17 protein-coding genes are annotated in these 19,907 nt (G+C 40.5%); 6 read left to right on the plus strand and 11 right to left on the minus strand.

Translation table 11 applies throughout. From position 1 onward, the window contains the following. Positions 1-11 precede the first annotated feature (11 nt). The 7 genes from CWB72_RS03685 to CWB72_RS03715 form a co-directional block, all read right to left on the minus strand. Positions 12-3,119, minus strand: coding sequence for an efflux RND transporter permease subunit (locus tag CWB72_RS03685; RefSeq protein ID WP_138629341.1), 3,108 nt, complete (start codon positions 3,117-3,119; stop codon positions 12-14). Positions 3,120-3,128: 9 nt separating this feature from the next. After that, positions 3,129-4,244 carry an efflux RND transporter periplasmic adaptor subunit gene (locus CWB72_RS03690; RefSeq protein ID WP_138629343.1) on the minus strand — a complete coding sequence of 372 codons (1,116 nt, stop codon included), beginning with the start codon at positions 4,242-4,244 and terminating at the stop codon, positions 3,129-3,131. After that, positions 4,244-4,852: a hypothetical protein gene (locus tag CWB72_RS03695; RefSeq protein ID WP_138629345.1), complete on the minus strand. Its 609-nt coding sequence runs from the start codon at positions 4,850-4,852 to the stop codon at positions 4,244-4,246. Before CWB72_RS03695 ends, CWB72_RS03690 begins: the two co-directional genes overlap by 1 nt. Before the next feature lie 69 nt (positions 4,853-4,921). Beyond that, the gene (locus tag CWB72_RS03700) at positions 4,922-5,272 is read right to left on the minus strand and encodes a hypothetical protein (protein WP_138629347.1); all 351 of its coding nucleotides are present in this window, start codon (positions 5,270-5,272) and stop codon (positions 4,922-4,924) included. Positions 5,273-5,461: 189 nt separating this feature from the next. Continuing rightward, a complete protein-coding gene (locus tag CWB72_RS03705) occupies positions 5,462-5,806 on the minus strand; it encodes a YHS domain protein (protein WP_138629349.1) in 345 nt (114 codons plus the stop codon). Between the two features lie 113 nt (positions 5,807-5,919). Then, complete coding sequence (locus CWB72_RS03710; protein WP_138629351.1) at positions 5,920-6,669, minus strand: MBL fold metallo-hydrolase; 750 nt, start codon at positions 6,667-6,669, stop codon at positions 5,920-5,922. 61 nt (positions 6,670-6,730) lie between these two features. After that, positions 6,731-7,882, minus strand: coding sequence for a phospholipase effector Tle1 domain-containing protein (locus CWB72_RS03715; RefSeq protein ID WP_138629353.1), 1,152 nt, complete (start codon positions 7,880-7,882; stop codon positions 6,731-6,733). 260 nt (positions 7,883-8,142) lie between these two features. Between CWB72_RS03715 and CWB72_RS03720 the strand changes: the two genes are divergently transcribed. Beyond that, the gene (locus CWB72_RS03720; RefSeq protein ID WP_138629355.1) at positions 8,143-10,284 is read left to right on the plus strand and encodes a TonB-dependent siderophore receptor; all 2,142 of its coding nucleotides are present in this window, start codon (positions 8,143-8,145) and stop codon (positions 10,282-10,284) included. Between the two features lie 68 nt (positions 10,285-10,352). Continuing rightward, positions 10,353-11,450, plus strand: coding sequence for a PepSY-associated TM helix domain-containing protein (locus tag CWB72_RS03725; protein WP_138629357.1), 1,098 nt, complete (start codon positions 10,353-10,355; stop codon positions 11,448-11,450). Between the two features lie 44 nt (positions 11,451-11,494). Here CWB72_RS03725 and astB read toward each other — a convergent pair whose 3' ends face one another. Then, positions 11,495-12,829: an N-succinylarginine dihydrolase gene (astB, locus tag CWB72_RS03730; protein ID WP_138629359.1), complete on the minus strand. Its 1,335-nt coding sequence runs from the start codon at positions 12,827-12,829 to the stop codon at positions 11,495-11,497. 396 nt (positions 12,830-13,225) lie between these two features. Here astB and CWB72_RS03735 point away from each other — a divergent pair, with 396 nt between their 5' ends. The 3 genes from CWB72_RS03735 to CWB72_RS03745 all read left to right on the plus strand — a co-directional run bounded on the left by CWB72_RS03735 (position 13,226) and on the right by CWB72_RS03745 (position 16,987). Beyond that, on the plus strand, positions 13,226-15,487 hold the full coding sequence (locus CWB72_RS03735) for an ATP-binding protein (RefSeq protein ID WP_138629361.1): 2,262 nt from the start codon (positions 13,226-13,228) through the stop codon (positions 15,485-15,487). Between the two features lie 90 nt (positions 15,488-15,577). Continuing rightward, entirely contained in the window at positions 15,578-16,531 is a 954-nt protein-coding gene (locus tag CWB72_RS03740) for a slipin family protein (RefSeq protein WP_138566751.1), read from the plus strand. A gap of 3 nt (positions 16,532-16,534) precedes the next feature. Then, positions 16,535-16,987, plus strand: coding sequence for an NfeD family protein (locus CWB72_RS03745; protein ID WP_138629363.1), 453 nt, complete (start codon positions 16,535-16,537; stop codon positions 16,985-16,987). 84 nt (positions 16,988-17,071) lie between these two features. Here the strand turns inward: CWB72_RS03745 and CWB72_RS03750 are convergent, their stop codons facing one another. Together CWB72_RS03750 and CWB72_RS03755 are read right to left on the minus strand one after the other, a co-directional pair. Further along, positions 17,072-17,473 (minus strand): hypothetical protein, encoded by a 402-nt coding sequence (locus CWB72_RS03750; protein WP_138629365.1) that lies wholly within the window; start codon positions 17,471-17,473, stop codon positions 17,072-17,074. A 10-nt stretch (positions 17,474-17,483) separates the two neighbouring features. Further along, the gene (locus CWB72_RS03755) at positions 17,484-17,702 is read right to left on the minus strand and encodes a DUF6500 family protein (protein WP_130253883.1); all 219 of its coding nucleotides are present in this window, start codon (positions 17,700-17,702) and stop codon (positions 17,484-17,486) included. A gap of 431 nt (positions 17,703-18,133) precedes the next feature. On the opposite strand from CWB72_RS03755, the gene CWB72_RS03760 reads away from it, so the two are divergent. Continuing rightward, entirely contained in the window at positions 18,134-19,054 is a 921-nt protein-coding gene (locus tag CWB72_RS03760) for a GTP-binding protein (protein ID WP_138629367.1), read from the plus strand. 70 nt (positions 19,055-19,124) lie between these two features. On the opposite strand, the gene CWB72_RS03765 is transcribed toward CWB72_RS03760, so the two are convergent. Beyond that, complete coding sequence (locus CWB72_RS03765; protein WP_138629369.1) at positions 19,125-19,814, minus strand: hypothetical protein; 690 nt, start codon at positions 19,812-19,814, stop codon at positions 19,125-19,127. Positions 19,815-19,907 lie beyond the last annotated feature (93 nt).

Below are 19,907 nucleotides of genomic sequence, written 5' to 3' on the forward strand. Positions count from 1 at the left end.
GAAACAGGTTATTAAATAAGCTCTGTTGAGTTGCTGCTCAGCCATTTTTCAGTTGGTTTTTTACCAAACTTCCAGTACAGCAAAGGGGTTAACAAGGTATCTAACAAGGTCGAGCTCATAAGGCCTGAGAAGATAACAATTGCAACAGGGTGCAATATCTCTTTACCAGGCTGATCAGCCGCCCACAACAAAGGTATTAACGCGAACGCTGTTACCATCGAAGTCATCAGTACGGGTGATAAACGCTCTTTTGCACCGCGAATAATCAATGCCTTATCGAATACTTCGCCCTCAAAGCGAATTAAGTTTAGATAGTGGCTAATTTTTAAAATGCCATTTCGTGCAGTAATGCCCGTTAAGGTAATAAACCCAACCACAGAGGCGACCGACAGTGAAGTATGAGTTAACCACATCGCAATCACGGCACCAATTAAGGCCATAGGTAAACTACACATAATAATGGTTGCAAACACCATGGATTGATAGCGCAGGTAAAGTACCATGAAGATCAGTGCAAATGACAAAACTGACAGCACAATGAGCAAACGCATGGCTTGTTCTTGCGCTAAAAATTGCCCTTCTAGACTAATAAAACTGTCATCGGGTAACTCATGCGCAGCCACGATTTCGCGAATATCTGCAAGCAGCGTTTTTACATCGACATTCTCACTGTTGGCATATAACACTAAACGGCGGCGTCCATTTTCACGAAGCACCTGATTAGGGCCGTCAAGCAATTGAATATCAGCAATATAGGAAACCGGAATGGCCCCCGCTGGTGAATCAATTAAGGTCTTTGCAATGGCAGCAGGCGTTCGATTTTCATCTTCTAAGCGAAGTACTAACTCAAAGCGTTTTACCCCATCAATCACATCGGTTACGCTGGTGCCTTCAGTAAGCATGTTTAACTGGCGAAGCGCTGAGCCCGGTGTTAAGCCATATTTAGCTAAGTCTTCATACTTTAAACGCACACTCAACTGCGGAATAAGCACTTGTTTTTCAATGTTGATATCGACAAGGCCTGGAACGCTTTCAAGCTTTTTACGCAGACTTTCAGCACTGATGCGTAAGCCCTCTAAATCATCACCAAACAACTTAATCGCAAGCTGCGCACGCACACCCGATAATAAGTGGTCGAGTCTATGGGAAATTGGCTGACCGATAGCAACTTGCCCAGGTAAAACAGACAATTTGTCACGAATTTCAGCAAGCACTTCATCGCGACTTCGTTCAGATGAAACTAAGTCTACATCTACCTCTGACGAGTGAACGCCTTCAGCGTGTTCATCTAATTCTGCACGGCCTGTGCGCCTACCCACTTGCGTGACTTCTGGCACAGATAGCAGTAGTGACTCAGCCAAATGCCCCATTTTATTCGACTCTTCCAGCGACGTGCCTGGCTCAAATATAATGCCAAGCACGAGTGAGCCTTCGTTAAAAGCAGGCAAAAATGCTCTTGGAAATTGTGTGATACTTGCCGCCGAAAGCAGTGCTACAACACCTGTTACCGCAATCAGCTGTTTTGATTTAGGCAGCGCCCAATCAATCCAAAGGCTTTGTAAATGCTTTAATTTTACCACCAACCAGCTATCGCCTTGGTGGATCACTTTTGCATTCGGCAGTAAGAAGTAACACAGCACAGGGGTCACCGTCATCGATACCAAGAGTGAGCCTAGGATCGCAACAATATAGGCAAGCCCTAATGGCGAAAATAATCGACCTTCAATGCCTGGTAGTGCAAACAGTGGTAAAAAAACCAAGATAACAATCGCGGTCGCATAAACAATGCCTGAGCGCACTTCTACACTGGCTTGCCACACCACATCAAAAACAGATTTTGGAGACTGCGATTTCGCGTTTTGTTTTAATCGCCTTAGAATATTTTCAACGTCTACCACCGAGTCATCCACTAATTCACCGATGGCAATTGCAAGGCCACCTAAGGTCATAACGTTAATGCTTTGATTAAGCCACTGAAAAATCAATACCGTCACCGCTAAAGAAAGCGGAATAGCAAACAATGAAATAAGCGTTGTTTTTGCTGAAAATAGAAACAAAAACAGTACGATAGTGACCATAAAGGCACCATCTCGCAGCGCCTCGGTCACATTATCTATGGATGATTTAATAAAATCGGCTTGGCGGAACAGTACTTGTGGCTGGGCAATGCCTTTTGGTAAACCCGCATTGAGCTCTGTTAGAGCTGATTCAATTTGTGTGGTTAATTGCACCGTGTCGGCACTGGGTTGCTTTTGCACATTAATCACTACTGCAGGTTTGCCATTAAAGCCGCCATCACCGCGTTTTTCAGCTGCGGCATAACTCACAGAGGCAACTTGAGAAAGTAGCACTGGACGACCATCATGCCAGCCAACCGCCAAGTTTTTCAGGTGTTCAACATCGAGCGTGCGGCCTTGGTGGCGAATTAAATACTCTTGATTATTTAAATCAACAAAGCCACCACCGAAATTAGTAGCAAAGTCATTTAGCGATGCTTTTAGTGACGCTAAATTCACATTTAACTGACGCATGCGCATTGTATCGGGTGCAACACGTAGTTGACGTACTTCACCACCAATAGGGATCACCTGTGACACACCAGGAATAGCTAATAATCGTGGGCGCAATACAAAATCGGCATATTCGCGGGCGGCCATTGCATCAGTATCATCTTCGGCATCAATTGGCAGCGCAATTAACATCACCTCCCCCATAATAGACGACACAGGTCCCATTACAGACGTAATGCCCGTCGGTAGTTGCTCTGATGCTAAACCTAATCGCTCAGAGACCAACTGACGATTTCGATAAATATCGGTACCCCATTCAAACTCAATGTAAACAATGGATAAACCAATGCCAGAAGTTGAGCGAATACGGGTAACACCAGTCACTCCATTGAGTAAATTTTCAAGAGGAAAGGTCACCAGTTGCTCAACCTCTTCTGGGGCCATGCCTCCTGCTTCAGTTAACACAGTGACGACCGGTTTATTGAGGTTTGGAAATACATCCACAGGCAGTTTTTGCCCTTGCCACACACCATAAGCTATCATGACAAAGGCAAGCAAGAGCACAACCAAGCGGTTTTTTAAGCTGCTTTTTACTAATAAATTGAACATTTATACTGCCTATCTCACTTGGTTTAACAATGATGCACCTGTCACCACAACGCGGTTATCTGCACCTAAGCCTTCGGTGACTAACACAAGCCCTGGCTCAAGATGTTGATAGTTAATTAGCTGAGGTAAAAAGCGCTCTGCCGAAAGTTTTATCCACACTTGTGGTAAATTATTTTGGCTCAGTACAACCGCATCTAAAGGGATCACAATGCCTTGTTGCTTTTTATTAATAGGCGCGTGTAAGCGGATGTTCTGATTGATAAATAAGCTGCTTTCAACATGCTCTTGTGCCAGCTCAAAATTAACATGCGCTAAACCATTCACAAGCTCGGGTGAAAAGCCTAAATAGTTAAGTGAGATTGCTGGCTGCTCAATCACTTTTGCTGAGGTTAATTGCTTAGTAAGCGCAAAATCTTTAGTGCTTGCTTCAATTAAAAATTGGTTAGGTGCGATTATCTCAAACAAGGCTTCACCGGCTTTAACCCATTGTCCGCGCGAAACCTTGTGGTTAATAAGCACACCCGAGATAGGTGCAATTAACACCTCTGGTTTCTCAAGACCTTTTTGCAGCGCTTGAGCCTGTTGTTTTAAGCTTAAAAGCTCAGTTTCTAGCTGCTCTAACGCTTGTTTTGAGGCTAAATCTCCCAGCTTCTTTAGACGCGCAACATCGCGATTGGTTTGCTCAATGCGATTGCGGATCGCAATTAATTCACTGGTTTGACTGGCAAGTTCATAGGCGGTGTCTTGATAACGAATTAAGCCAAGCACATCGCCTGCGTTCACTTTTGCACCCGTTGGATAAATACCAGTTTCAGGGGCGTCTAATCGACCGTCACTACTTGATTGAATTTTTGCATAACCATCTGGGTGTGGTTTTACAATGGCATCTAAACGAACATGTTTTTTTACTTCTGACTCAGTAACAAACTGAGTACGGATATTGAGTAAAGCTTGGTGCTTCATCGGCATAATGACCGAACCGTCCGCTTGTTTACCAAGCCCACCTTCAACTTTGTTAGACTTTTGATCTAAGTGTTCACCGTTAGGGCCATGTGCGCCAGGTGAGGCAAATAAACTAAGCGAATATAAACTAAGTGATAACAATACCGCGTTTTTAAGCTTCATTATTTACGCTCCTTAGACAAACGACCGACAAGCAAACCAATCACAAATACACCAATACACAGCAAAACAATCAGCCAAGGGAAGTCATGGTGATGATCATCATGTTCGGCATTTTCATGTGCGTCAGTTGATTCAACAGCTTGGTGGTTTTCTAAATTTGCCACTAATAAATCACCATTTTCTTCGGTCAAAATGGTCATGACGATTTCATGTAATCCCGCTTGCTTTAGCTGAGCAAGCAGGGTTTGATCGGTCACAATATAGGATTGTAACTGCGCTGAGAATTCAGCACTTGAGGCCATTTCGCCAAGCTCTAAATCGATTGATGCATCAGCTATTGGGGTGTTGGTTTTAAAATCGTGGAGGTAAATAACCAGTTGGTTTTCAAGTAACTCGCCAGCCAATTCGAAGGTTTCGGTGAAACTTTCAAACTTCGGATTGGTCGAAGCCGCGACTTTAGTTCGCGTATCTAAATGTTCACCATTTGGGCCATGGGCACCAGGAGACGCTATCGCTTTGGTGATAAAAACAAGCGATAAAAGCAATAAAGCTAATATAAAACGTGTACTAAACTGCTTTTGATGCAGTGCATAAAATGTAATAGACATAGTTAATCCAAAAAAACAAAAACTCTAGCCAAGCAACAACAGTCACTGACTACTAAACGTTAATTTGAATTAAGCCCGAGGGGGAGGTGTGGTGTGTTTTATAAAGGGCGGTGACCAATTATTATTAATTGATACAATTGAGCCCATTGGTTTTATTTCGGCTTTGGAATAAGGGAAAGCATCTAAAGCAACCGTTGCACAGCAATGTAAGTCTTGATTAATGTGTTTTACTGCGTCTTTAGTAAATGAAATTTCAAACTCGCTTTCGTTGTCATGATCATGACTATGCGGCTGACCTATTTCATGAAGTAATTGGTGAACATCGCCTTGAGTATGATGCTTCTCTCCATGCGCAGCACTTCCGAATACCTGAGTACTCAGAATGCAAAGCATCATTACAAGAAGAGTTAATTTACGCATTAGGCGAATGTTTTCATAAGGTTTTAGTTGATGCTAGCATTGATATTTAACAAGCTCAATTTTTAATTTTCAAAAAGTTTTTTAGTTATTGTGTTCAACAATTGAACTTAAAACTAATAAAATAGACAAGAAAGTCAAACTAAGCTGTTCTGAAATAAGCCTGACAATCAAACTTCAAGTGGTTGATACTTATAGTTTGTTGGCGTCGACCTCTTCAACCATGTGCCATTCTGAATTAGCTTCAAGAATGTGCTTTGGTATGTTCTCAGTCCAAGCTTTATCAACATCTAAGTTTATGTTTAATAAGTCTCTATTTTCAACTGATGCGAAACGGTAAATTATGTCGTTATATACAGCGGTGAACTTTGCGCTACCAAGCACAGGTTTACCTTCTGTGAAGTAACCAATTACATCGTGACCCGCTAAAATAACGCCATTTTGATCTGTTTCAGTATCGTGACCTGCATGGGCGATTGATGAAATACCGATTAAAGCCACGGCTATTGCTGTTTTGAAAGAAGTGAATAAAGCCATCAGATTTGCTCCAAGTGTTCGAGTTGCAGATAGCTTAACCAGTGAGCAAACTTGCTGATATATCCAAACTGCCAGAATATATGTCGAAAAATCCGAATCGTTTAAACCCAGTGCTAATGGATATTAAGTGCTTTTTTAAACTTATATTTTACAGAGCGCCAATGGGTCATTGGGGTGGTGGGCGCTGACTCTATCAAGCTGTCGAAGTCTATATCAGCAAACTCTAACTCGCCGTCATGCGCTAAAATGACGGACTTAGGCTGGAGTAATTTAATGGCCTGCAACGAGTTGCGGTAACGTCGAGGATAAAACAGAGGAAATGGTGGGATTAATTTACCTTTTACTTTAACCATTAAATCAGCCACATAAACACGCTCTGAAGGGATATGATAAGCGGCAATGTCGCGGTCGGTGTGACCAGGGATGTGCATGACTTGCCAGTCATCAAAGCCAGGTATGGTCATGCCGTCTGCGAGAAAATGGTCGGCTTGCAACTTTCTTGGGTAAAACAGATTTTGTTTTTTCTTGCCTTTTCGACCAGCAACATAAAGCGCGAGTAGCATATCAGTCCAATGCATTAACATGCCATCTAGGCCACGATACCAGTGCCCCGGAGCATTACATACAGCAATTTTTGCCCCAGTGGTTTTAGCGAGTTTATGAGCACCACCGGCGTGATCAGGGTGCATATGAGTTACTAGAATGACTTTTAAGTCGCTAATGGTACGATTGAGAGTTTGCGTTATAAAGCTCAATACAGTGTCATGATCTGCACGACAGCAACCATCAAGCAGCATGAGTTTATCATGATACTCAACAAGATAAATTGTTTGTATATAACCTTCTATTTGATGGATTTTCATGAAAGATGCTCCCTAACGCACTAAGCATTTTTATAACTCATCTGACCACTTTGTGCAAAATTTAGTGCTCATCTAATTCAGCATAGCCTTGTGCTGCTTGTTCAGAGTGTTCTGTCACACATGAAAATGTCTGCAAAGGTAGAGTAAAGTCATGCCATAAATAGTGTTCGGTTTGCTCAAGTGAGTTGGGTTGGTAGTTGTTGTCTAGACTTGCCCTTTTAGCGACACTGTGGTGCACCACAGGCGTTAAGCTAGGGTCGATTTTATTGTCTTTCATCACACAACAAATTCTGTCATCTAAGGTTAACCAATCAATAAAGAAAGTGCGGGTTTGTTGATGGTTGAGCCCTAACGCACTGGGAGATAGAGATAAATCGTCGTGACTGATGGTGCCTTGAAGTGCGTCGGGGCAAGCTCGTTTGAGACAATCGCTATCAGTGATGTCTAAAGTAAAGCGCGGCAAGTCATGTGTCTGTTGCATATATTTGAGCCAATTAATGGCATAGCCAAGTGCTACATCAGCGAGGCCATCCATTTTATATCCGCCCCCAACATCTGAATGAGCACCAGCAAACCAAATTTCTGTGATCCTATTAGGATCATGGTTCATCAATGTTGGCTGAAATGCTTTACGCTTTTCATCAAGACTGACTAAATGAGTGGCGTGTTTGACTAGGTTTGAAATAGTGCGACCATGCTCGAAAACTACTGAGAATTTAGGGCGTTTGCGAGTGCTTAAATCGGGTAGACCGATGCTCGCAACGGTATCAAATACACATAAGAATATGAAAGGAGGTGTTTCGTCATTGTTAATGGCATGCTCAATCAAAGAGACAAATCGCCTTGCTAAAGCTGCACCACGAGAGAACCCAGTGATTAATACGGTGTCACCTGTTCGGTAGTGATTTAAAAAGTCATTTCTTGCTTTATTGAGAATGTATGACACATCCCATGAATTAAACGCTAAGCCTTGATTAATAAAGCGGTTAAACCAGCCGCCATACGTACCTACCCCTTGATAGTAAAAGCAATGTGCAATGTTGCTGCGATTTGACAGGCCATAATACTCGCCATCTCGATGTAGGTTACCACCCATTAAAAAGTGCAGTTTTAAGATATTACTGATGCTAGCATCTTTTTGTTCATCATATTGTTTTGCATCTTCAGGCTCATTACCTGTGCCATCAAAATTAAAAACGATCAGCCTACTCATTTTCTTCCTTAGACAATGTATTTTTAGCAATAAAGGCTAGTAAGCGCTTTATTTTGGATTAAGTCTCTAGAGTAACCTCCACAGCATGCAAGGACATTGCTCCCTTAGGTGGCTGATTACTATATCAATTGTCTTTTTTCATTGCACTATTTGCTTTTTCAGAGCTGAAACAGTTTTTATTTTTGCAATTGATTTTGCAAATCAATCTCATTTACATTATATTGCGTCGCGATTCAATAATAACCAATTTAGGCTCTCTTATGACAAGTCGTGTATTTAAGTTAAGCGCTCTATTCGTTGCTACTTCAGCAATTCTTTCAAGTCATGCTTTTGCTGATGATGGCAAAAAAGACATTGAGAAAATCCAAGTATTAGGTGACAAGCACAGTAACTATCTGGCAGTTGAAGCAGAAACAGCTACTAAGCTAGGTATTTCAATTAAAGAAACACCGCAATCTGTGCGAGTGGTGACGCGTGCGCTGATGGACGACTTTTCATTAGACGATGTGAATCAAGTACTAGAAACGACACCGGGTGTCTCAGTTGAGAAGATAGAAACAGACCGAACTTACTACAAAGCACGTGGCTTCGATATTCTTAACTTTCAAGTAGATGGCTTAGGCTTACCGCAAGAGCGAGGTTCATTGCAGGGTACATTAGACACTGCAATTTATCAACGAATTGAAGTTGTGATGGGTGCAAACGGCATGATGACAGGTGCAGGTAACCCGTCAGCAACAGTTAACTTTATTCGTAAACGCCCAACGACCGATTTACGTGCTGATGTGTCAGTAACAGCAGGCTCTTGGTCAAATAAACGTGTTGAAGCAGATATGTCAGGTAGCTTCAATGATATGGTTTCTAGCCGCGCTGTTGTGGTTAAACAAAAGCGTAACTCTTACTTAGATCGCTATGCGGTAGATCGTGAAGTATTTTATGGCATTACTGAGTTTGCTTTAACAGACACAACGACGTTAACGACCAGTTTAACCTATCAAAGTAATGATGCTGACAGCCCGCTTTGGGGTGCATTAGCTTTATTTGATAACAAAGGTCAGCCGACAAACTATGATGTTTCTACTTCAACAGCAGCAGATTGGGCATATTGGAACAACACCTCAAAACAAGCATTTGTTGAGCTTGAGCAATATATTGGCGACGAGTGGAGTGTCATTGCACGTTATGCACACACGCAAAACGAGCAAGACTCAAATCTATTTTATGTTTACGGCACGCCAGATTCAGAAACTGGTTTAGGCCTAACTGGTTATGCCAGCGATTATCAACTACGTGATCGAGTCAATTTATTTGATGTGTATGCGCGCGGCAGCTTTGAGTTATTTGGTCAAGAGCATCTCGTGGCTTTTGGTGCTAGCGAAGCCGATATGTATTACTTTGATCGCTCTTTATATGATTATCAAACCGGCAATGGTTTCCCGCCAATGCCTAACATGAATGAGTGGGATGGTGTTGCGCCGGTGCCAACTTTGGTTGATGTAAACCCTGCGGCCCCTGGCTCCGATGTACACAGTGAACAAAGCTCTCAATATGTATCCGCGCGTTTTTCTCTTACTGATGATTTAAAATTACTCGCTGGTCTTAGATACACAAATTGGGAAACACAAGGGGTATCATATGGCAATAATAAAGGTCGCAAAGAGAGTGATACAACTCCGCATATTGGTCTAGTGTATTCAGTCAATGACGATATTAATCTATACATCTCAGACACAGATACTTTCGCGCCTCAAACCGAGACTAACGCTAGTGGTTCTCAGTTAGCACCAATTATCGGTGATACACAAGAATTGGGTGTAAAAGCAGAACTATTCGACTCGAGGTTGATGCTAAATGTAGCGCTATTCAACGCAGAGCAAGTGAACATCGCTGTTGCAGATGTGGCAAACTCGACACCAGATAATCCAATACACAAGGCGGCACCAGGGATACAATCTAAGGGCTATGAAATCGAGTTAAGTGGTGAATTGGGCTATGGTTTCAGTGCGCACGTAGGTTATAGCAATACAGATATTGATGTGTCAGACACTATCAATGCAGGCAACGTTGAAGCGCAACTTGTAAAAGATTACACACCAAAACAAGTATTTAAGCTAGCAGTTAAACATGACGTTGAAGCCATTGAAGGGTTAAGCTTTGGTATGAACATGCGTTGGCAAGATGAGATCAGCCGTATACAAAATGCCACTGAAAACTTCGTTACTAAACAAGACGCCTATGCGATTGTTAATTTTATGGCAAGCTACGAAATCAACGATCAAGTTAACCTGACCTTCAATGCTAATAATGTATTTGATGAGAAGTACATTAACTCATTGTATTGGGCACAAGGTTTCTATGGTGCACCTCGTAACTATGCATTGACTTTAAATTGGTCATTGTAAGTTTATAAAAAATTTAAGGCCGCTTATGCGGCCTTTTGTGTTTTTAACCAGATGAGGGGCAATCAAAAATGAAAAAAACACTCCATTTATGGCATCGCTATCTTGGATTAGTCGTCGCCATTCCACTGATCATTATTTCTCTAACAGGCAGTATTTTAGTTTTTAAAGAAGAACTCGATCATTGGTTAATGCCAGAACTTGCGGTTGTAGAGGGCGAAACAGGTAAAAGATTAAGTTATGACGAGTTAAGAGCTGAGCTCAACAACCAGCTTCAGGGTTATGAAATTGGCAGTTGGGAAGTATTTGATGATGGTATAGCAGCAGATCGTGTATATGTGCTCAAACACGGCACCAACGAATGGTTTAAAGTCTATCTTGACCAATATCAAGGGGTTGTGCGTTCTGAGCCCGTTGCGGTCAATCATTACCTAACAGACTGGCTGCTTGATTTGCACTATAAGTTTTTGATTGGTGATACCGGGCTTTGGGTTACAGGTGTAGCATCACTCATATTGCTATTTATGGGCATCTCCGGGCTGGTAATTTATCGTCAGTTTTGGAAAAAGTTTTTTACCTTGAGGCTAAAGGTGAAGCGTATTGCGCTGTTTAGCGATATCCATAAATTAGTTGGTATTTGGTCAGCACCCGTTCTATTAATCATTGGTTTCACAGGGGTGTATTGGAATATTTCTGAGATCATTCATCATGAGCTTGAGCATAGTGAAGAACATCAATATGTGATAACTGAAAGACTCTACAATCACCAGCTTTCACTCGATAAAATGATTGCTGAATCAACTCAGCAAATGGGTGGGTTTAGGCCAACTTATTTACTTTTTCCATATGAGCCTGAACTTCAAGTCATATTCTTCGGAGAAGTAAGCAACACCAGTTTTGTCACCAGCGAATATGCTTCTATGGTGACTTTTAATAAGCAAACAGGTGAGCGTATGCCAAATTATGATATTCGTGAAGCGCCGTTTTTTTTAGTCGCTGTTGATAGCTTTCGTAAGCTTCACTTTGGCTATTTTGCTGGTCTACCTAGCCGAATTATTTGGTGTGTGATTGGCTTAACGCCGCTTATCTTTGCTATTACAGGTTGCTACTTATGGCTAAAAAGGAGAAGGCCAAAGAAGCGTTTATCAGCAAAAACACAATTAGCTTAGAAGTGTAAAAGCCAGAACCGTTTCTGGCTTTTAAATTAATTAGGCTACAGTTGAAAGTCGTATACCGAGCCTAAGCTCATAATTTGTGTAAGCTCATCTAATGCTTGTTGAGACTCCTGCATTAAACTTGGATCTGCCAAATCAGCTTCTACCAGACGGTCGCGATAATGTTTATTTACCCACTTAGTTAATGTGTTGTGCAGCGTATCAGTCATTAAACAATGAGAGTTAACCGCATTTAATTCTTGTTGTGATAATGCAACTCTTAACCTCAAGCAAGCAGGTCCTCCCCCATTTTGCATGCTTTGTTTTAAGTCCATGTAAATGACTTCGTTAATCGGGTTACTTGCTTGACAAAGTGCTGCCAAATAGCGTTCTACAGTATCGATTGTTTGGCATTCGCTCGGAGCAATTAATGCCATTCCGCCATTTGGCAAGCTTACTAGTTGGCTGTTGAAGATATAGCTTTGAACAGCTTCACCAACACTCAAATCAGCGTCAGAGACTTCGATTAAATGAAGCGGGCGTGAGCCTGTGTAATTTTGTCTGATTTGCGCAATAACTTTTTTCTGTTGATAGAATGCTTGTTCATGAAATAAAAATACATTCTCATTGCCAATGGCGATCACGTCATTGTGGAATACACCTTGATCTATCACTGCAGGGTTCTGCTGAATGTAGAGCGTTTGCGCTGGATCTAGTTGGTGACTTCGGGCAATTGCTTCACTGGCTTGACGAGTTTGCCTTGCTGGGAAAACCTGTGGTTTTACTTTGCTATTCATATCTTCACCATATACAAAAAGCGCCAACCCTGAATGACCATAACTATCGGCTAAACGGGTGTAGTTTGCGGCGCCTTCATCTCCAAACAGGGGGTGTTGTGGTAAAGGTGCATGGTGCGTAAACATGGACTCATCTGCAAAAGTGGCTTTTAAAATTTTGCTGGTGGTTTTTGCTTCAATAGCGCGGTGAATTTTGTTGTTTAAGTTCGCTGGGGTGAAATGCACCTTGCCGTCACCACTATCAGCACTTGGTGAAATGGTTGCCGCATTGGCTGTCCACATAGAAGCTGCTGAATAGCATGCTTTTAAAAATTGTGGTGCTGATTTTGAAGCCTGAGAGATGACATTGGCATCTGAGCCTGAAAAGCCTAGGCTTCTTAATGTGACCAAATCAGGTCGAGCATTGGGTGCTAAAACGCCTTGAGGTAAACCCATCTGGCTAAGCATATGCATTTTCTCTAAACCTTGGAGTGCGGCTTTTTTTGGGTTTGCGACTTTATTGGCATTCGATTTTGATGCCATGTTGCCATATGACAGCCCGGCATAATTATGTGTTGGTCCAACTAACCCATCAAAATTAACTTCAGTGTAATTCATAGTTGCCTCATTATGGTGCAATTGTGCACTACTTTAGTGTTGTTCTTATCCCGTTGACGATGATGTATATAAAAAATCATTAATAATCAGCGTGTTAATTTTTATAAAGCAACATCAAGGCCTTTACCTAATCAATACGCATGCCACATTATTAGAACTGCGAGGAAATTGGATAAAGAGTCTATTGTGTAGCGAATCGCGTAATGAACAATAAGCAATATGTTTTAGGTGTGCAAAGTGACGCTTGTTCTTTGGAAAAGCAGTAAGCGCTGGTTTTACAAAAAATTCGACTAATCTTTACACTGATAAGGTTCAGGTCTAAGTTTTATTATTAGGTGTGTTTTAATTGCCTTTAAGTGTGGCATTTATATTTATTCGGCTTTTTTATGGAGAAACATGCAATTATCCACATCAACTCTGTTGCTGATGAGTGGGATAGGTGTCATTACCTCGGCCTTATCACTTATTTTCTTATGGTTTGCAAATAAAGATATAAAAGCCGTACGTTATTGGGCGTTGTCAGCATGCTTTTTATTAGTTGGTTTATTACTTTTTAAAGGCCAAGGTGATTTACCCGGTTGGTTAAAATACATCATACCAAACTTTGTGGTCCAAACCGCTTTTTGGTTGATCCTCTATGGCACTTATCAGGCCTGTGAGCAGCAAATTCACAAACCCACTCTTTTCAATTTTATTTTTAGTTATGCCGCTTTACACATCATCTTTACTTTCGTGATCCCCAGTTATCAATTTAGGTTTACGCTTGGAGTGTTGACTGCAATGACTTCACTTATTTGGATGTTTTGGGGGTTACATCGATATAGCTATGGTAAATATAAAATATCTACTCGTTTGATATTTTTGAGTATCTCGATATTAATTAGTGTGTCTCTAGTAACAGTCTTTGATGTTAATTGGGGAGACGCTAATACATTACACCAAGATGAATCATTGAAAGCGCAGTGGTTTATTATTTCAATGTTCATTAGCCAATTATTATTCAATTTTGCGTTCGCTATTATGGTTGGTGAAATCAGGCACTATAAAAATAAGTTAAGCAAAGAACAGTTAGTCATTATGAATATTGCTCTTAGTAAAGAAAATGAAAGAGCTGAAGCACACTCTAAATTAAAATCTGAATTTTTGGCAAATATGAGTCATGAAATTCGTACACCTATAAACGGAGTAATTGGGTGTTTAGATCTACTTCAGAGCACTAAGCTATCGACTCAACAATTACAATATACTGAGTTAGCTCACGCTAGTGCCAATTCACTGCTAGGCGTGATTAATGACATTTTAGATTTCTCTAAAATAGAATCTGGCAAGTTAGCTATCAATCCAGAGCAGATTGACTTGTTAGCTTTGTTAGACAGCGTTGCTAAATCATTTGCTATCGAATTGAGCCAAAAACCAGTGACATTGTATGTAGATTGCCATCAAGTTATGCACCACACATTATTGTTAGATCCTGTTCGCTTGAGACAAATATTAAATAACTTACTGAGCAACGCGATCAAATTTACTAAACAAGGCCATGTACAGTTGTCACTTTCGTCACAAAAAAATACACAAGGAAAGGTAGTTTTAACGGCAAATGTCTCTGATACAGGGGTTGGTATAAGCGAGCAAGGACAACGAAAATTGTTCAATGCTTTTAGTCAATGTGATGCATCAACCACTCGTTTATTTGGAGGTACAGGACTGGGCTTAGTGATTGTGAAACGTTTGTGTAAGTTAATGGGAGGAGATATTGAGCTGGTTAATAGCGAGCTCGATAAAGGAAGTGAATTTGTTTTTTCTATTTTGGTTGATGAAGTACATATTCAGCAAGCAGATCTCGATCAGAGCATGCATGTACCGAACAATATAGCGCTTTACTCTCCAAACGACACTTTTTTAACCATAATGCAAAATCAATTTAAATCTCGCGGCTTTTCTTTGAGTGTCCTAGATACAAAAAATATAGCCAAAAACTATTATGATTTAATCATCTTGGATTTGGTTAATTGTAAAGAGTCAGGCCTTGAATATACCTTTTTAATAGAAAGTGCAAAAAGCCATGCTGATGAGGTTTGCGTTATCAGTGCAGTAAACAGCGAGCTTTCAAATCATCTTAAACTTGGAATAACAGAATGTTCGATATTTTATCATCCGTTCACTTGCTATGATCTGATGCAGTTATTTAGTAAGAAAACGCTTCAAGAAACAACAGAACCGTTAATATTAAAAGAAGATGTATCAGCCTATTCTTTACATGGGCTTAAGGTACTGCTTGCTGAAGACAACAAGGTTAATCAACTAGTTGCTACCAAAATGCTGTCGAATTGGGGGGTTGAATTTGTAATCGCAAATTCAGGCCAAGAGGTACTCAATATTTTATTGAAAACTAAACCTAACGATTTCGATATGATCTTAATGGATTGTCAAATGCCAATCTTAGATGGATACCAAACAACTAAGCAAATAAGAGCTGCGCAGGATTATGCTTCATTTAAAAATATTCCGATTATAGCGCTTACGGCAAATGCCATGACAGGAGATAAAGAAAAGTGTTTAGAAAGTGGAATGAGTGGTTATGTGAGCAAACCCATTGAAGCTGAAGCGTTGAGGCAAGAAATGTCGAATCAGTTAGCAAGCTCGCTAAACCAAGGTTAGTGACTGTGTCTTTTAAATAGTATTAGGATAACTAGAGAATCTAGCGACAAGCTGATAATCTGAATAAACAATAATCAAAAAGGAAATAACATGGATCCAGTTACACTCATTATAGAGTTTATCTTTACCGTCGAATTCTTCTTATTGCTGTTTGTAGTCATAATACTCAAAAGTAGCATTAAATTCGTACCACAGAACCGCGCTTGGATGGTGGAGCGTTTTGGTAAATATCAATCAACCAAAGAAGCGGGTTTAAATTTCATTGTCCCTTTCATTGATCGAATTTCAGCAGATCGTAGCTTAAAAGAGCAGGCGGTCGATGTACCTTCTCAATCAGCCATTACCAAAGATAACATTTCTCTTATTGTAGACGGTGTTCTTTATTTCCGAGTTTTAGACCCTTATAAAGCGACTTATGGAGTTGATGATTACATTTTCGCTGTCACTCAATTGGCTCAGACGACCATGCGTAGTGAGTTAGGGAAAATGGAATTAGACAAAACCTTTGAGGAACGAGATCTACTCAATACAAATATTGTGACGGCCATAAACTCTGCGTCAGATCCTTGGGGGATCCAAGTTTTACGTTATGAAATCAAAGATATCGTGCCGCCAAACTCTGTTATGGAAGCCATGGAGGCACAAATGAAAGCTGAACGTGTTAAGCGTGCACAAATTTTAGAGTCTGAAGGTGATAGACAAGCTGCCATTAATGTTGCAGAAGGTAAAAAGCAGGCTCAAGTTCTTGCTGCTGAAGCTGATAAAGCAGAGCAAATTTTGCAGGCTGAAGGTGAAGCAAAAGCAATTTTAGCAGTTGCAGAAGCACAAGCTGACGCACTACGTAAAGTGGGGGAAGCGGCCAATACAGATGAAGGCCAAAAAGCCATCCAGCTAGATTTAGCGACTAAAGCCATAGGTGCAAAAGAAGCAATAGCCAGAGAGTCTTCTGTGGTATTACTTCCTGATAATGGCACAGATGCCAGCTCATTAGTGGCTCAGGGTATGTCGATTATTAACTCGTTAAACCAAAAGCAAAAAGGTTAGCCTATGGCATTTTTGACAGACAATATTGCGCAAACACTCCTTATATTAGGTGTCATAGCACTGATTGTTGAAGTGGCAGTGCTTGGCTTTGCCACTTTTGTGTTGTTCTTTGTCGGCCTTTCATTGGTGTTCAGTGGAGCCTTGATGTATGCAGGGTTACTCGATGCAAGTTGGACCACCGCACTTTGGGTAAATGCCATCATTACTGCAGGTTTGGCAGCACTACTTTGGAAGCCGCTTAAAAGGTTACAAGAAAGTCGTGAGTCAACTGATGTGCACAGTGATTTTGCAGAGCTTACTTTCACCTTAGAACATGACATAGATGAGCATAACGGTTATAAATATGCTTATTCAGGCATAGAGTGGTTAGTTAAGAGTAAACAACCTCTGAGCAAAGGCAGCCAAGTCAAGGTCGTGAAAAAAGACGTCGGTGTATTTTGGGTTGAACTTCAATAAAGAGGGAGATAACCCGCATTTTTAACTTTATAAAAGCAGGCGAAAGCCTGCTTTTTTGCTATATTAGCTGTATAAGAGTATTTATTACTTTGATTGCTGAAAATTATCGGAAGCACTTGAAAAATAACACAAGGCAATCACAAACCCAGTCATTAATGTATCTATACCAAAAAGCAGATCTTCTATCTGATTAGTAATAACCGTTTCGCTGCTTAATCCAGGTACAATTAGTGTAAAGGGAATGCAGATTACATAAATAAAACGCCCAATGTTGGAAAAAAATAATAATGAAATGTTTGCACAAAAGGCAATAAGTGTGGCAGCCAAAGAGATCCAGTCAAGCCATGTAAGTGCGTTTTCTGAAGCATCCAAGAATTGTTGAATCAAATCTGGGTATTGGTAGTCTTTAACCGCAGAGTAGGTTATCGCACTTATTACTGACAACAAGCTCAATGCAATAAATAGTCTAAAGGTAGCTTTATTCATTGTTATATCCCTACAGCCCTTGTTCAACCATTTCTTTAACTTTGACTGCTTTTTCAAAGTGATCTAACTGATGAGTCTGTATCCACCAAGTAGCAGCTTCCATGAGTTGTTCAGGATTGTCGTTTTTATTAGCAAAAAAAGCGTAAAACGACACACCGACGGTCTCTCCCTTTTTAGTTATCTTCTGTTCACACACAGATATGATTTTATCTCTTAAGCTTTGATGCATTGATATTCCTTATAGTCACTCTAATACCCGGCCCTCGAATTAGAAGACTTGCTTATAAGTGGATTAATTCAAGAGGCATAGTAACTGAAAGATGTATATTCATGAAAGCTACAAAGTTTATTGGAGGTAAAAAGAACGCATAGATAGAAAATAATCGGCTCAACATTCTGTAGGAGCCGATCATGACACATCTAATTTTAATTGTTGTTATGACTCTGCATCATTGCAGAAGGTATTTTTTATCACATAATTATGAATTGATTATGGAGAACACATTGATTATCAAGGTTTTCCCAGCTCTTACAGAGCGGCTATGAAGAAGGCATGGTGGAGAAATTAATGAAAGGGATAATCTAAACTTTTTTGTGATATTATCACGATATGATGTTCGTGTTTAGATTCGAGTTTACTCACAAATGAGGGGATAGTAAGTGGAACCCATTATTGTTGTCGTTGGTTTTCTTGGTGCCGGAAAAACCACATTATTGAAACGTTTGGTCACTGAATATAGTCAAGCGAATTGGTCGCCTTTTGTGGTTTTAAATGACTATGAAAATGCCAGTTTAGATGCACTGCAGTTCTTAGATATGCTCGATGAAAAAAGCTTGAAAGCATTGAATGGCAGCTGTATTTGTTGCAGTGGTGTTGGTGAACTAAGAGAGTCGGTTAACCGAATTACTGAGCGAGTAAATGGTATAACACTCATTGAAGCGAATGGCACGACCGATGCCTGCGCATTAATGGGGTTTCTTGGTGTGGGGATCGAAGCGCGTTTTATGCCTCCAGTTCAAATTTCTGTGGTTGATGTTAAAAATTGGCAGTTGAGAAATGTTCATAACGAGCTAGAAGCGAATCAAATACAAGTTTCGTCGTTGATCACATTGTCTCACACCGATTCAGTAAGCGAAGCACGCTTAGCCCAGGTAAAAGACGATATTAGAGCGATTAATCCCGCTGCAGAGATCTTGCTTTGTGAAGAGCTAGAAATTAATAAACTGCCTGAGTTGTTGCCATCTAGTAATAGGGCAGAAAAGTTTGAGCATCATAAGTCACATTGGTCGTCTTGCTCTGTTGATTTACCTCCGCTGCCCGATCCGATTTGTATAAAAGACATTTGTGATGCTATTCCCGATAGCGTACTTAGAGTAAAAGGGTGCACAGTATTGGGTAATGAACAGGGGTTTACTTATTTTGAACGCTGCCCAGATGGCGAAGTGTTTGTTCGACCCTACCGAGGTAAACCAACCACAGGTGCAAAACTCCTTACCATTGGGCCGGGTAGTGAGGTTAAATTACTCGAGTCCGCAATAGCTAAGAGTATAGAGTTCGCAGCCAGCCGGCATAGTGTGTAATGCTGTGTCTAAAAGTTAGCCTATTGAAACGGTAATGTTCAACCTTAACCATCTAATAAATCTGCAGAAGTTAAAGTCGATTGATGTCGTTCGAGTGTTTATCTTTCATAATGACAATCACACAGGCAAATGACACCATTGAAATATATAAAATATCCGCCAGCCAACCTGTTGTATTGATGGGGTGGTTGGGCTCTATGATATAACCTACTTCTGCAAATAGCGTAAAAATTGCACGCAGCATTAATTGCAGTAGCACCAGTATCTCCATAATAAATAAAGGTAAATAGTGCAGTCGTTTTGCGTGTTTTATGCCTTGATAGAGTAAATAGATACCAACTAGTTTGATTATCATAACACACAGTGTAAATACGGTGATCCTCACTTCAAATGAGTATGATAATGCCGCGATGAACTGTAGCCCAAATAGAAAGATCATGATGGTAATTATATGTTTGATATTGAATTGAACGGATAAATGATTCAAAACGCCCAATAAAATAAACACATAATTAAGCGCAAAAAGTGTGTTTTCTAAACCAATATTCAGTGCGACTAATGTTGAGCCAAAAGGCAGTGCAACAACATCAAAGAAAGAAGACCAAAAATAGGCAAATGTATTAAGTACACCAGCTAGAGACCAATACAAGAAAGGCGTCGATGACCTATTAGCCATAAAAAGAATCAACATGCCAATCGCCATGGCTAAGCTCAGGATTGCACCTGTAAACTGTAATTCCATAGGGTCAAAACACATCATCACGATTCCTTGTGTACATTTTATCAGGTCGCGAGTTTAAATTATTTGGATGCAATTTGTTAGGTTTAATTTATGCAAATTTACGACACTGTG

The sequence above is a fragment of the Pseudoalteromonas phenolica genome (genome assembly GCF_005886345.1).
Taxonomy (GTDB): domain Bacteria; phylum Pseudomonadota; class Gammaproteobacteria; order Enterobacterales; family Alteromonadaceae; genus Pseudoalteromonas; species Pseudoalteromonas phenolica_A.